This window comes from Dysgonomonas sp. 37-18, assembly GCF_001899125.1.
Lineage (GTDB): Bacteria > Bacteroidota > Bacteroidia > Bacteroidales > Dysgonomonadaceae > Dysgonomonas.
Window position 1 is genome coordinate 51696 of the sequence record NZ_MKVC01000008.1, and the last position, 13264, is coordinate 64959.

At 35.4% G+C, this 13264-nt stretch carries 8 protein-coding genes; 7 read left to right on the forward strand and 1 reads right to left on the reverse strand.

All coding sequences use genetic code 11. The features are described from left to right. Positions 1–5 precede the first annotated feature (5 nt). The 7 genes from BGO84_RS03205 to BGO84_RS03235 all read left to right on the forward strand — a co-directional run bounded on the left by BGO84_RS03205 (position 6) and on the right by BGO84_RS03235 (position 10285). Positions 6–4376, forward strand: coding sequence for a beta-ketoacyl synthase N-terminal-like domain-containing protein (locus tag BGO84_RS03205; RefSeq protein ID WP_291027572.1), 4371 nt, complete (start codon positions 6–8; stop codon positions 4374–4376). Next, a complete protein-coding gene (locus BGO84_RS03210; RefSeq protein ID WP_291027574.1) occupies positions 4364–4669 on the forward strand; it encodes a phosphopantetheine-binding protein in 306 nt (101 codons plus the stop codon). The genes BGO84_RS03205 and BGO84_RS03210 overlap by 13 nt, the downstream gene beginning before the upstream one ends. Beyond that, positions 4647–5405 (forward strand): alpha/beta hydrolase, encoded by a 759-nt coding sequence (locus tag BGO84_RS03215; protein ID WP_291027576.1) that lies wholly within the window; start codon positions 4647–4649, stop codon positions 5403–5405. Before BGO84_RS03210 ends, BGO84_RS03215 begins: the two co-directional genes overlap by 23 nt. Continuing rightward, positions 5402–6604, forward strand: coding sequence for a nucleotide disphospho-sugar-binding domain-containing protein (locus tag BGO84_RS03220; RefSeq protein WP_291027578.1), 1203 nt, complete (start codon positions 5402–5404; stop codon positions 6602–6604). Before BGO84_RS03215 ends, BGO84_RS03220 begins: the two co-directional genes overlap by 4 nt. Then, positions 6605–7795 carry a nucleotide disphospho-sugar-binding domain-containing protein gene (locus BGO84_RS03225; protein WP_291027580.1) on the forward strand — a complete coding sequence of 397 codons (1191 nt, stop codon included), beginning with the start codon at positions 6605–6607 and terminating at the stop codon, positions 7793–7795. It abuts the gene before it with no gap. A 112-nt stretch (positions 7796–7907) separates the two neighbouring features. Beyond that, positions 7908–9398 carry a hypothetical protein gene (locus tag BGO84_RS03230; RefSeq protein ID WP_291027582.1) on the forward strand — a complete coding sequence of 497 codons (1491 nt, stop codon included), beginning with the start codon at positions 7908–7910 and terminating at the stop codon, positions 9396–9398. A gap of 5 nt (positions 9399–9403) precedes the next feature. After that, on the forward strand, positions 9404–10285 hold the full coding sequence (locus BGO84_RS03235; protein WP_291027584.1) for a 3-hydroxyacyl-CoA dehydrogenase: 882 nt from the start codon (positions 9404–9406) through the stop codon (positions 10283–10285). Positions 10286–10351: 66 nt separating this feature from the next. Here the strand turns inward: BGO84_RS03235 and BGO84_RS03240 are convergent, their stop codons facing one another. Continuing rightward, on the reverse strand, positions 10352–13240 hold the full coding sequence (locus BGO84_RS03240) for a fimbrial protein (protein ID WP_291027586.1): 2889 nt from the start codon (positions 13238–13240) through the stop codon (positions 10352–10354). Positions 13241–13264: the final 24 nt, after the last annotated feature.

Consider the following 13264-nt stretch of genomic DNA (forward strand, 5'->3'; position numbering starts at 1 on the left):
CAGAAGTGGAAAATAAAAAAGATATAGCAATAGTAGGAATGTCTTGTTTTGCTCCTGAAGCAAGTAATTACACTGAGTATTGGAACAATCTTATCAATGGGGTGGACTGTATTAAGGATGTTCCTGCAGATAGATTGGATCCTAGATATTTTGATGAGACAAAGACTCTGGCTGTAGATCGATTTTACTGCAAACGAGGAGGTTTTATTCCGGATATATTATTTGATCCCATGCAGTTTTCGATCCTACCATTGGCTGTAGAAGGAATGGATACGGCGCATCTTTTAGCATTAAAAAATGTTTATGAAGCGTTGGAAGACGCATCGGTCTTTGAAAAAAATATATCCTTAAAGAAATGCGCATTGGTAATAGGAAAAGGAGCGTATGTGGGATCTGCTATATGGCGAGCTATGGATATTGTTCATGTCAGTCATCAAATAACAGAAGCAGTAAAAAAAGCATTACCCGATTTATCTGATGAAGAACTCGACAAAATAAAAGAACAGTATCAAGCGTCACGAGGGCGTTATCAGGCGGATTCTATGCCTGGGCTTATACCCAATCTGATAGCATCCCTTATTTCTAACAAGTTAGATATGCAGGGACCGTCATATGTAGTTGATGCAGCTTGTGCCAGCTCTTTGATTGCATTGGATCATTGTGTGAAAGAACTAGAAAGTGGAAGATGTGATATTGCAGTTGCAGGGGGAGTTCATGTTGGTCATAATGCTCCGTTTTGGAGTATTTTCTCACAACTTGGAGCTCTATCTCATAAACAACATATCTGTCCATTCAGCGAAAATGCGGATGGTCTACTGATTGGTGAAGGTAGCGGTTTCGTTGTTCTAAAAACGCTGGATAAGGCTATTGCAGATAAAGATCGTATTTATGCAGTCATCAAAGGGGTAGGAGTGAGTAGTGATGGATCAGGAGTTGCCGTAATGGCTCCATCAGTAAAGGGACAAAAACTTGCAATAGAAAAAGCTTGGGCTAATAGAGATTTAGACAAATCTAAAATTGGTTATTTAGAAGCACATGGCACTGCTACAACTATAGGAGATAAGACAGAGTTACAAACTTTATCAGAAGTGTTTCCAAAAGAAGAATCTGACAAAGATGTACTGATTGGTTCTGTAAAATCTAATATTGGTCATGCTATGCCTGCCGCAGGTATTCTTGGCTTGATTAAAACAGTTTTGGCTTTATATACTAGAAAGATTCCTCCAACATTACATTGTGAGCATCCATTAAAAGGGATAGAAAATACCCGTTTCAGACCTGTACAGAAACTACAGGATTGGGATGAAAATAAGTACCCATTAGTTGCTGGGGTAAATGCTTTTGGTTTTGGAGGAATAAATGCACATGTGATCTTAGAAGCATACGGAGATAAACGATCTTTAGACGATGATGTTGAGAAAAGCCCATTTCATGATAAAGTAATAGCGATTAGCTCTACCTCCAAAGAAGAGTTAATAAAGACTTTACGTAATGGACAAACAGCATCTGTTAATAAAGAAGGAGACTACCGTTTGGTTCTATTCAACCCAACTCCAGATAGGATAGAAAAAGCTATAAAGTTTATTGAAAAAGATTTAATATGGAAAGGGCGTCAAGATATTTGGTTTACAAATAAACCACTTATAAAGAATGGAGGAAAGATTGCTTTTATGTATCCGGGTTATGATCCCGGAGTGAATCCTGAAATAGAGAGCCTGATTAACTATTTTAAATTTTCTTTACCTGAAGAGGAATACAAATCAACAGAAAGTAAAATTATAGACAATGTCTTAAGATTGTATCGTATCAACAAAGCGATGGATATGTCGTTGAAGGTATTAAATATAAAATCAGATATGAACGTCGGACACAGCTTAGGTGAGTGGTTCGGTGTGGAAGCATCAGGTATGGTATCAGGTAAATCAATCAAAAAACTTATCAACTGCTTAGATGCGAGTCAATATAAAATAGATGGTGTTTTCTTTATTGCTGTCAGTGTAGGGCGGGAGAGGGTTAAGAAGTATCTAGACTCAATACCTAATCTTTACTTGTCTAATGATAATTGTCCGAATCAAGTATTACTATGCGCTACCGAAGATGCTCTTAAGAAGTTGTCCGAATCTCTTAGGCAGGAAGATATTTTCTTTCAGGTTTTACCATATCAATCTGGATTTCATACTCCTTTCATAAAAGACAGGCTTGATCTGCTTGAGGATTCGTTCCAACATCTCGAATTCCTTGATCCGAGTGTGCCAATGTGGTCATCGAATACATTGGAACCTTATCCAACCGAATCTCATGAGATTAAAGCATTATCTGTCAAACATCTTATAGAAAGTGTGAGATTTAGAGAGCTTATTGAAAAACTCTATGATGAGGAAAATGTACGCGTATTTATTCAGGTCGGAGGAGGAAGCCTTGTCGGATTTGTAGATGATATATTGGTAAACAAACCCTATAGTTCTATATCTGAGGTCAGCACACAAAGAACTACATTAGAGCAATTGAGACGCGTGATGGCATTGCTTTATATAGAAGGTCGGAATGTTGATATGTCTTTTCTTAATGTAGAGAAACTGAATAAGAAAAAACAGAAAAAAGGAATGAATCTACAAATGCTCATGGGCTTTCAATCAGACTTTCCTCTTTTGAGTGGACATGTCCGAAATCGTCTACAAAAAACGACTTCTGTTGATTTTGACTCATTAGCAATGGAAACTTCTCATCCGATAATGTCAGCTCTGAATGAGAATATCAAAGAGATGGCACAAATGCAGATGGAACTAGCCGGACTATTAAAGGAAAGGAATATAAACTATAAAAATATCTCTGCTAATACTCAATCTCAAGTCACGAATACCATTTCGCCTGTTATCGAAAAAGATTTAAAACCTACCATTATAAGAAATGGGGCCAAGACAGGATCAACATTTGAAGAAGATTTATACGTATCATTAGATACACACCCTACACTAATAGGGCACTCATTAGTTAAGCAACCGGCAAATTGGAACTATGTGGAAGACTTAAACCCTGTAATTCCAATGACTATGACCTTTGAGTTGATAGCTGAAGCTGCACATAGACAGGATTTGTCAAAAAAGATTGTAAGAATTGGACCTATCAGTGTTTATCAGTGGATGGAAGTTCATACACCCTTTGTCCAGAAAATAAATGGTGTGTGGAAGTCTGATGAATTACTTTCTTTAAACATCAAGAATTATGCATCGGGCGAGGTTACATTAAGAAACTCATTTTCTAAGCCTGATTCATATTATGAAGATTATATTGATCTGGGAGAAGATATCAGACCATTACCTACACCAGAGCAAATATATGAAAAGTATATGTTTCATGGAATTGAATATCAGGGAATAGAAATGGTTACAAATGTCACAGAAAAAGGTATAAGATCTTATATAAGAAAAAAGGCAGGCAAAGGATCTCTCCTTGATAATATGGGGCAAACTTATGGTTTGTATTTACATCTTATTCTGGATATAAACTATATAACCTTTCCTGTAAAAGTTCAGGAAATTACTTTTTATCAAGATATGCATGATCAAGAAGGATTATTTGAATGTATCTGTTTGAGTAAAACTATTGATAAAGACTTTACGACAGCAGAAATGATACTGAAAAGAGAAGGTAAAGTATGGTGTATTGTCAAAGGCTGGCAAAACAGACGATTTGAATTTGATAGTTTGCTATGGGAGATGACTTTGAATCCTGGAAAAAATTTTATATCGCAACAAATCGCACCTGGAGTATTTTTATCGGAAAGTATATATAATAAAACAGGTGTTTTAGAATTTCTTAGAAAAAGATACTTAAATCAGCCCGAAAAGAAACGACAAGCTTCTCTGCCTCTAAATAAGCGGAAAGATTATCTTACTAGCAGGATTGCTCTCAAAGATAGTTTAAGGTGGTATGTTCAGAATAAGAGTGGTAAATTAACATATCCAATTGAATACTTTATAAAATATGATGATTATGGCAAGCCTTATGTGTATGGTATAGAAGAAACAAAAGGATTAGAAATTTCTTTAGCCCACAAGAATGGAGCCAGTGTGAGCATTGTTTCAGAAAAATCTGTTGGTATCGACATAGAAACAATAGAGGAACGTACAAAAGACTTTTTGGAAATTTCATTCACCCCTTACGAACTCGAATTGATTAAAGACAAGGATATCACAGAATGGAGCACTCGTTTTTGGGTAGCAAAAGAAGCTTATGGAAAAATGTTAGGCGTGGGACTTCAAGGGAACCCTAAACGATATGAAGTAAAAAGAATAAATGATGACATTCTTTTTATTGAAGATTGCGAAATAAGGATATTTAAATATAAAAACTACATAATAGGATGGACACAATAATCGTAAAAGAAGAAAAAGATCTGGTATTTGAAGTTTTGCATCAGTTTATTTCAGATATAATAGGTGCGGATATAGCAGAAGAACTTGATATAACTCAAAACAGCAATTTTACAAAAGATTTGGAGATGGATAGTATTGAGCTTGTGGCTTTTGCTGAGAAAGTTAGAATTAAATACGGGACGGATATAGACTTTACAAAATGGTTGTCAGCAATGGATCTTGATCAGATTGTAAAGTTGAATATAGGAGATATTGTAAACTTTATTGTTGATGGCAATCATTCAGATAAATAACAAGAAAATCCATGTATTGGAAATGAATCGTGAAGCATCTCAGGCTATTGTGATGATTCATGGTATGTTTACCAATATGTCAGTATTCTACTTTAACATGGCCCCCGAACTGGCTAAACATTTTCATGTTGTATTATATGATTTGCAAAGCCACGGTATGAGTGAACGTGTTGACTGTGGATATAATCTTGAGGCGATGTCTGATGACTTGATAGCTCTACTTGATGTTCTGAATTTAAAGAAAGTACACTTGGTTGGATACAGCTATGGTGGTCTTATAGCCTTAAAAACGGCAATACTTTACTCTGATAGGGTGGAAAAACTAAGCCTGATAGAGTCTCCCAAGCCGGATGAAGGTGATGCTCCTGAAGTACTCCAGAAATATGGAAATAAATTTATAGATCAGTATTTGAATAACTATGCTGAGTCTACATCTTTACAGCCCGGAAAAAGGCAGATTGAAAAGAATAGAAAACTCTATGAATACTTATTCAACCATACTTCAATTAAGGAAGATTTTGATATAGATAATAATTTGTTTGATATATTATCTACCAATTCTATTAAAGTGCCAACCTTATTATTATATGGCTCTGATTCGGATTGTTTATTAGCCGGAAATCTATTGAAAGAAATTATTCCAAATTCTTATTTATTAGAAGGGAGTGGCGATCATAACTTGCCTATTCAAAAACCACAATGGATTATTGAGAAACTATTAGAATTTATGAAATGAAAGGCAAATTTTTATTTATAGTTCCGCCACTTACAGGTCACGTTAATCCTACTTTAGGTTTGGGGGCTGAATTGCTCAAAAATAAACATGAAGTGGCATGGATAAGCATTGATCCTCAATTAGAAGAAAGAATACCCAACGGCGGCACATTTCTTTTACTCGATGCAGATATAAGTGAAGCCGATAAAGAACAGATAAAAAATGAAATTCTGAAGCTAGGCAAAAAAGCTGTTTATGGTCTTGATAGTTTGAAGTTCCTGTATGATGAGGTATTAATTCCAATGAATGCGGGTATGCTTGATGGCATAAAAAAACTTATTGATGCTTATAAACCTGACATCATTATTAATGATCATCAGATATTTGCTGCAGCAGTAGCTGCAATACAAAAGAATATACCTTATGTAACATCTGTAACTGCTCCGGCGGCAATAAAGGTAAACGAATCTTTACCGACGATTCATGCATGGGAAGGAGACCAGATTATAAAGTTTCAAAAGAGTGTAGGGCTTAATAGCGATAAGCGTTTAGATTGCTCCAAATTACTTACAATTGTATATACTTCTAAAAAATTATTTGGAGAATCTAACTTAGATAATTATTACCAATTCGTAGGTCCAGTAATCAATAGAGGAGATTTGACCGATGATTTTGATTGGCATAAACTTCAATCAATGAATGATCGTCCTACAATACTAGTCACAATAGGAACAACATTTGATCACAACCTCAAACGACAATTTCTAAGGAAAGTGACAGAGGCTTTCGAGAATGAAATGATAGGAATCGTAATTGTTTCCGATCCTGAGTTGTTTGACTATATACCTCAAAATTTTATAGTATGTAGACGCATTCCACAACTTAAACTTATCCCTCTAATGGATGCTTTAGTATGCCACGGAGGACACAATACTGTTTGTGAAGCGTTGTCATATGCCAAACCTTTGGTCGTTTTACCTATTGCCTATGACCAATCCTATGTTGCAAGTACAGTTGTAGATAGCGGATCAGGAATACGATTAAACTTCAACAGATTTAAGGCACAACAATTGAAAGATGCTGTCAACGAAATTCTCCATGACAAGAAATATTCAGAAAATGCCCAGGCAATACAAAAATCATTTGAAGAAGCGGGAGGCGTTGCTAAAGCAGTAAAATTATTAGAAAACATACTGTCTATAACCTTAAAACAGAATTAAATGTCTAAATTTTTATTTGTAATTCCTCCTTTCTGGGGGCATATAAACCCCACATTAAGTATAGGAGGCACTCTCTTAGAAAGAGGCCATGATGTTGCTTGGGCGGGTATGACCAAACTCAATATGAAACTCTTTCCTTTAGGAGCAAAATACTTCTATATGGAAAAAACAGAGAGTAAAAACAAAAAAGAGATAGAACGAATAATCTTGCTGCAAAATAAGGGCGCTAATATGCCGGCACTTGAAGCTCTTAAGTTAGGATTGGAAGATACCTATATTCCTTTTGCTAGGATGATGATAGACGAGTTTAATGAGATTGTAGAGCAATATAAACCCGATGTAATAGTGAATGATTGTATTACTTTTGTTGGTGGACTGTCCGCTCAATTAAAAAATATTCCATTTGCCACTATAACGCCTATTACACCTAATGCTCTGAACGACCCTCAAAGTGCACCTAAAGTTACAGAATGGGTACATAAATCAATCATTGATTTACAACGTTTTGTTGGAATAGATGGGGATGAAGAGTTTATGCAGTCTAAGCTATTGAATATGTACTATACTTCACAGCTATTTTGCGGTTTAGATAATGCTTCTGTACCACCCTATATGAAGTTTATAGGGGCATTGACAGGTAGACCGGATAATACTCCATTCGATTGGAAAAAGCTTGAGGCAATGGGTGACCACCCTAAGATATACATTTCGATAGGAACAGTATTGGTCCAAAGTCGGAAAGATTTCTTTAGCCACATGATTGAAGCGTTAAAAGATAAGCCTGTTACTGTTATAGCGGCTGCAGATCCTAACATATTGGATGAATGGCCTGAGAACTTTATAGTGCAAGGATATGTTCCTCAATCAGAATTATTGAAACATATAGATGTTGTAATCGGACATGGTGGGTTAAATACAACTTGCGATACTTTTATGAATGGTATACCTATGCTTATTATTCCGATGGCCTTCGATCAATCGCATACAGCTCAACTGATTCAAAACTACGGCTGTGGTATTCGCATCAAATATAGTCGTATGCGCGTTAAAGACATCGAACATGCTGTAGATGAGCTATTATACAATCCTACATATAAAAAAGCGGCTAAAGAGATTCAACAATCTTTTATAGAAGCAGGTGGCAATAAAAGAGCTGCCGAATTATTGGAAGAAATTATAACTGTAAAATAGTAACTAAAAAGAATATAATTTGAGCATGAGCGTTTTTAACTCACTGACCGAAAATAAAATAATAATACTCCTCGGTTGTTATGTTTTTTTTCTATTAATCATATGTTCTCACATGTCTCCTTTGTATTATTCAAATGAATGGGCAGATGTAAATATTTACTTTAATGTAGCAAAAGCTATGTTTAATGGCAGAACCCTTTATACTGAATCTTTTGATCATAAAGGGCCTCTTATTTTCTTTATATATGGTCTGGGATATCTTATATCAAATAATTCTTTCTTCGGAATGTTTCTGATTCAATGGACTGCATGGTTTATAATGGTTTATTATATCTATAAGCTATCTAAATTATATTTGGATAATGCTTTTGCATATATAGTAGCTATTATTTTCCCTGTCTTTATACTGAAAATAATGAAAGCGGGAGGATCAGCAGAAGAGTTTATTCTTGTTTTCGAATGTATTAGTTTATATTACTTTGTCAGATATTTTAAAGGAAAAGGTGTATTTATCCATAAGCCGTCAGTAATGTTTATACATGGAATTATGTGTTCTATGGTACTTTTTATAAAACTCAATTTGTTGGCTTTTTGGTTCTTTCCTTTAGCTGCTATATTTTTTAATCTTTTACGGAAGAGAGCGTTCAAAAATTTTGCAGTAAATATGGTTGCATATATTGCAGGACTTTTGATTATTGCAACTCCTATTCTTTTGTACCTCTATGTTAATGACGCACTCCAAGAAGCATACTCTATTTATATTGATTTGAATAGAAAATACGCAGAATTACAGACGATAAGTAGCTCTCTGCAATTGGTATTTCTCCGTGTTGTATACCTGTTTATGGATCCTTTTGCACTTTTCTTTATGGCACTTATTGGAGTTTTTTATTTTCCAGTAAAACATATTAAGTATACTTTAGGTAAATATGCTTTACTATTATCCGGAGTCGCTCTTTACATTATTATATTTATGTCTCCGGTTTTTCAAATGTATTATCCTGTTGTATTTCTTATTTTTAGCTTATTGGGCGTACTAAGTTTGTTTATATACATATCCGGTTTTATAACGATAGTAAAATATATTACACCTGCTTTTTTACTTATCATCACAAGTTGTATGATATATATAGGCTATAGTCAGACTGATTTGGGGAATAGTAAGATCGCCGGGACTACAGTTTCTTTGAAGCCGGGATTACTTACACAGAAAATTCATGATGAAATTGTTAAGGAACCAAATCCAACACTCCTAAATGTTGGTTTTGGTCTGGGTAATAGTTTATTTACAACATGTAAAATCGTTCCTAATATTCGTTATTTTGTTTCACCGAATCTAACATATGAGTCATATCCTCAAATGCGTGATGAACAGACAAGGTATATTGAAAATAAAGAAATCAAGTTTATAGTTATACCCTTGCCTCTATTGGATATAGATGGAAGCACAAAAGTGCAGAAGAGACGGAAAATTGGAAATCAAGAATATTTTTTAAATCTGCGTGCTTTCAAAGAAAATTACACTTTAATTTTAACAGACACGATTATCAATACGATAGATGAAAAAAATATAGAGATACTTCAATTATACAAACTAAAATAAAGAAGATGAATAAAATATCCAATGTAACTATTCTAGGGGGTGGTAATATGGGCTCTCAAATTGCATTTCAGACAGCTTTTAAAGGATTCAATGTCACGATATATGACATCAATGTTGACTTATACAGTCAAGGGATTGAAAACCTTGAGTTACTAAAGAACATATATCTGAGAGAGGCTCATGCTACCGAAGAAGAAGTGGATGCCGCTTTTAATAATATTTCGTATTCATTTAATCTGTCTGAAGCTGTTCAAGATGCTGATATTACAATAGAAGCTATACCAGAGAATATGGAAATAAAACAAAAATTATACACAGAGTTGGGTAGGGTTGCTCCTGCAAAGACAATTTTTACTACTAATTCATCAACAATTTTACCCAGCGATTTGATGAAGTTTACAGGGCGTCCCCAAAAATTCCTTGCATTACATTTTTCTAATTTATTATTTCACTGCAATATTGCTGAAATTATGAAATCATCAGAGACTGATGCTGATTCGTATAATACTGTTATAGAATTTGCAAAAGCGATTGGAATGATTCCTATCCTTGTAAAGCAAGAGCAACGTGGTTATATCTTAAATTCATTGTTAATGCCTTTTATGGCAGCTGCTACCGAACTCTACCTAAAGGGTGTTGGCGATATCGAAACCATCGATAAAACATGGCGTATCGCAACAGGCTCACCTGTTGGTCCTTTTGAAATATATGATATAGTTGGTATAAATACAGTATATAATATAGCCGCTAATGGAGATCTGAAAGCAAAATTATTTGCACAATATCTAAAAGACAATTTTATAAAACAAGGAAAACTGGGATATCTCTCAGGAGAAGGATTTTATAAATATCCAAAAGAAATAAACATCACTAAAATAAAAAAATAACAGAAGGGAGATGTGTAGGATTAAAGCCTATATATCTTCCCTTCAAGTTTTGACTAGTTTTAAAAATTACTCTTCTACTACACAACGCACACAAAAGCCTAAAGTACGAAAAAGTTCATAATTGGTTGTTATCAAATTGCCATTCGCAAAAGTCATGGCATAGCTATTGACTCCGTTAGCGGATGAAGACCAATACATTCCATTTGTTCCTATTTGAATAAGACTATTATTTGTATCTCGATATCCTGATGCTGGGAAAAATGGAGAACCTGTATCTAACTTATTATATCCTCTGTCGAAAGACTGAGTTCCATCAGCTAGGGTAGAGGTATATGATACAAACGGACCTACTATTGAATAACTGGATACATCATTAAATTCGTTAGAAGTAGGCATTCGCCATTTTTTACCAGGAGGCGCCCATCCTTTTTCTGTTAAGTATCTGCAAATATCGCCAACGCCTGTCGATGCATTCGTTATTTCATAGAGGTATGCACGGTCAAGATTTGTTTTTCCCGAAGGAGGATTACTGTTTACATTGGTTATAGGATATGGAATTGCAGACCATTCTATGTTTGATGTCGTTCCGCCCAAAGGAGGATATAATACTGTTGCCAAAGAATAGGCACCTATAGGTGAAATAGCATATAAGCTACCTCCTTGAAAGTATACTCCCTGATAAGTCTTGTGTGTGGTTACACCGACATCATCGAAAGTCAAATGCCCTGAAACAAGATCGTAATATATATTACTGCCAGCCCATCCTTTATGAGCTTTAGGATAATATTCATTAGTTATATTTAATACAAGAGTTACATCATTGAACTTCTTGGGAGAGTCGGTACTTTCAAAAACTACTGTTACCTGTCCTGCCACACTTATGGCATTCCCTACTACTCTAAAATTAACAGCAGTACCTGTTCCAGTATTAGCGGAACCAACTGCTCCAACTTTTAAGTTGTCTGAAGCTTGCAGATTCAAAAGAGAACCACTACCTGTCGTTATATTTTCAGTGATGGCTTTTATACGCCAACCGGCATTACTTCTCACATTAAACGTATATGTATTTCCATTTGTCCAGTACGAACTGCTAACATTGCTGAACACAATGTTGTAAGTCGATTGCCTTAAGAATATACTCTCAGTTATATTATTAGTACCATTGGATACTGTGAAGTCTATTTTTGATATTTTCACAAGAAACGGATTATCTAAAAGCTCGGAATCAGAAATACCTGGGGGTTGTATTGTAAATAATTTCTCTCCTGAAGGATCACTTATACTAGACTGCAAACCAACGGAAGGCAAACCTGAAGAAACGTCTAACGAGAGCCCTGTACTACCTATCACATAATGAGTTGCTGTAACGGATGAAGATTCTGGAACCCACTTTATTTTAAATTGTTGGGCATCTGGTTGAGTATTTATTGGTGCTGCAAATATCAATTCTGTGATTTTTCGAGTTCCAGCAGTATTTTTTATACTTAATGCTATAGCTGAATTTATATCTTGCGTCACTTTGATTATATAAGTAAGTCGCCCTGCTTTCAAATGGATAAAACCAATACGGACTAAGCCACTTACATTTTCCGTCAGACCAACTTTAAGGTTGGAAATTACCCCCGAAGAACCAGATGAAACAGAAGTTCCTGATGTGGATAACAAACTTACCCAATTAATATTGTTGCCTTGCGCATCTACTATTTTATCTACAGTCCACCCTGACGGATTATCAGTTGTAACTGCAAGCGTATTGTTTTCATCACTAGCTGTTTGAATATCTCTGGGAAAAGAAAATTCTCCGGCGGAAACTCCGAGCATGTATTGTCCGTCAAAAACAACGTCACTCATCAGAGCATCATTCCATTGGATAATTTCAGCTTTAATATTAACCGGACGAGAATTGAAAGCATCTGTTGGAGTCGCCAATCCTGAACCGCTAATTTCAGATATATTTACTTTATAATGATGATTTCTGAGTAAAGCAAGATAGGTGGTAGTGCCTGAAGATGTTTGTGTAAAATCGATCCGATAATAAGTCGGTTGGGCGTCGCCCGTATAAGTTCCGCCGATAACCAGGCAGGTATTATCTTGTAAAGATGATGAACTTCCGGCTAATGCTTCAAAAGTGTAGATTTCTCCTATGCTAGAAATCCCCGGTGTTGTAATGGCATCTTCATCATACACAAGTGGGTTCAGTGACGCATTTGCAGGTTTCTGTGCAGAAGCAGGAACCGAAGGGGATGTTACTTTTCCTTGTAATGCATTCCAATTTGACGATACAGGAGCAATTCCACCTTTATTATTATAGTTATAAAGGCGTATGCTTTCCAGTACAAATTTACTTGTGGCATCTACATGAGTAAGTGCTACATCTATTTTGGAAACCATACGAACCAGATTGACCGGATTATTAATGACTGTATTGCCATCTACAGAGAGTGATGTCAATTCTCCCCACATTGGTATGGGAACGTATCCTCCGGATAGAGGATCGGTGTTCCATTTTCCCGCATTCGACAATAGTAATTTTTCCATAACCGAAGATTTTTCCTCACCGTCACTTATGCTGCTTAAAGCATTAGCTAGGCTCTGTCGGGAATTTGCCAGAATTACCACATTATAATTTCCTTCCGGAATTTTTACAGAAAAAGTCTTAACCTTACTATCTGTAGGATTAGTATTTATAACATTACTATACAAAGGTTGATATGTGTATTTCCCGTCTAGGTCGAACAACAAAACTTCTATACTTCGCACATCATTCTCATCATCTTCATCCAAAGAAGATTTAAGACCCGATGAACCTGGAACTACTACTGAAAATAACATATCCATGACATTCTTATTTTCTGTCGATACATATTCGGTATCACTGCATGAAGGCATAGAGATGCCTAATGATAACAAAACAAGTATAGCTCCATATATAGTCAATTTGATAATTACTCTCATAATTTATTCGTGTTTATAATTTCT